This is a genomic window from Streptomyces sp. NPDC096040 (assembly GCF_040303265.1).
Lineage (GTDB): Bacteria > Actinomycetota > Actinomycetes > Streptomycetales > Streptomycetaceae > Streptomyces.
Genome location: NZ_JBEOTA010000093.1, coordinates 1 through 1,916, shown reverse-complemented (window position 1 = coordinate 1,916; position 1,916 = coordinate 1). Strand labels below are relative to the sequence as shown.

Here is a 1,916-nt window from a genome sequence, read left to right as displayed (position 1 = left end):
ATACCCGCTCGCTCGTCATCGATCTTTACGTAGAGTGCGGTCACGAGGGTGTCCAGGTTCGTCGTCACAAACGATCATGGACACCCTCTCCCCGCACCCGCAAGCATTCGGAAAGACTCGTCTAGGCGAGCGGACTTCTGCGGAACCCCGGGCCCAGGCCGAGCAGACGGCCCAGGCGCCCGCGTAGAGCTTGCCGCGCGCCCCGGGGCTGACGGTCCGCCGGCCCCGGGTCGTGCCCTGATGCTCAAAACCTCCTCAGAACCAGCATGCGCAGCAAGCGGGTGGGCGATTCTTCCCACAGACCGTTCTGTATGGGCGCGGGTGGTGAGAGGGGAACCGTGTCAGGACCAGACAACATCGCACGTCTCATCGGAGCTAGCGCGGCTCTGGTCTCCGCCGCGAACATGGCGGTGTCGTACGCCACCTACAAGCGCAAGCGGCCACGGCTTTCAGTGACGCACAGCGGTAGCACGCTCATCAGCGCGACCCCGGGCGGCAGGACACTCCATGTTCGGCGGTCGGTCGAACTCGTGCTGGAGAACCGAGGCGAGACAGAAGTGCGGATTCGGGACGCGGTGCTGTGGGCACGCGTAGTTCCCGAACGCCGAGCCCTGGGCCCCTGGGCCAAGTACTCCACCCTCGTTGGCTGTGAGTGGTTGTCCTTTCCGGAGAAGAGCAACGCGCACCCGCTGGCTAGCCCGGACATCACGGAGTTTCCGATCCGGCTCACAGGCTTCCGGGACGAGATGGTTTCGCTCCGTCTGCCTGAATGCCTCGCTGCGTGGGGTTCACCCTCCGGGCCCGTGAAGTATCGGGTCGCCGTGTCCATGCTTACCGGTCGGAGCATCTACACCGAGTGGTGCCGACTCCCGGAGTCGTGGCTGCCGTGCTGCTGCCCTACATGTGAACGGGACGGGGCACAGCTGAGCTTTGACGATGTCCAACAGGGCGACTAGTACTACAGCCGGTGGTTCACGTGACGTGACGGTGGTTGGCTCGTTGCTCCGTTCGTGGGGTTGAAACTGCCGCTGGGCGTGGTGCGGACTGATGAGTTGAGTGAGGCCGAAGTCCGGGCCTTGGAGGGTGAGTTGGAGGCGCTGTGCGCCTCGGTGGACGATGTGTTCGCGCGTCCGGCCTCCCGGGAGAATCTGCGGGCGATGGTGCGCGGGCTGCTGAGCGAGGTGCCGCGCAAGAACCTGTGGCAGCTCGCGGAGGCGGCTGGCCACCCCAACCCGGACCGGTTGCAGGGCTTTTTAGCCAAGGCCGCGTGGGACGCGGACGAACTGCGCGACCGGGTCCGCGCCTTCGCGGTCGCCGCCCTGGCCGCCGACGACGCGGTGCTGATCGCGGACGAGACCGGCGACATCAAAAAGGGCACCAAGAGTGCCGGGGTGCAGCGGCAGTACACCGGAACCGCGGGCAGGGTCGAGAACGCCCAGGTCAGCGTGCACCTGTCGTACGGATCCGGTAAGGGCCGCACCCTGATCGACAGCGAGCTCTACCTCGGCAGGAACTGGGCCGGCACCTCCGCGGAGCACGAACGCCGCTGCGCCGAGCAGGGCATCCCGCCCGAACGCGCGAGCGCGGTGGCCACCAAACCGGAGCTGGCCCGGCGGATGCTGGAACGCGCCCTGGCGGCCTCGGTGCCGTTCACCTACTTCCTGGCCGACGAGGCATACGGGCAGTGCCGGGCGCTGCGCGCCTGGCTGGAGGAACACCACGTCCGCTACGTGCTCGCCATCCCGAAAACCGAGGTGCTGCCGCTGCCCGACGGCCGCACCCGGCAGGCCCGCGAGCTGCGGGCGCTGGTACCCGAGGAGACCTTCGAGCGCCGGTCCTGTGCGGACGGCGCCAAGGGCCCGCGCGAGTACGACTGGGCGGCTGTTCAACTCGCCCCCACTGCACATGACTTGGAG

General features: G+C 67.6%; 1 protein-coding gene. It reads left to right on the top strand.

What is annotated here, in order from left to right; translation table 11 throughout:
• Positions 1-1,052: 1,052 nt before the first annotated feature.
• Positions 1,053-1,916, top strand: an 864-nt coding sequence (locus ABTY98_RS42125; protein ID WP_352226467.1) for an IS701 family transposase, incomplete at its 3' end; no start/stop codon positions are given.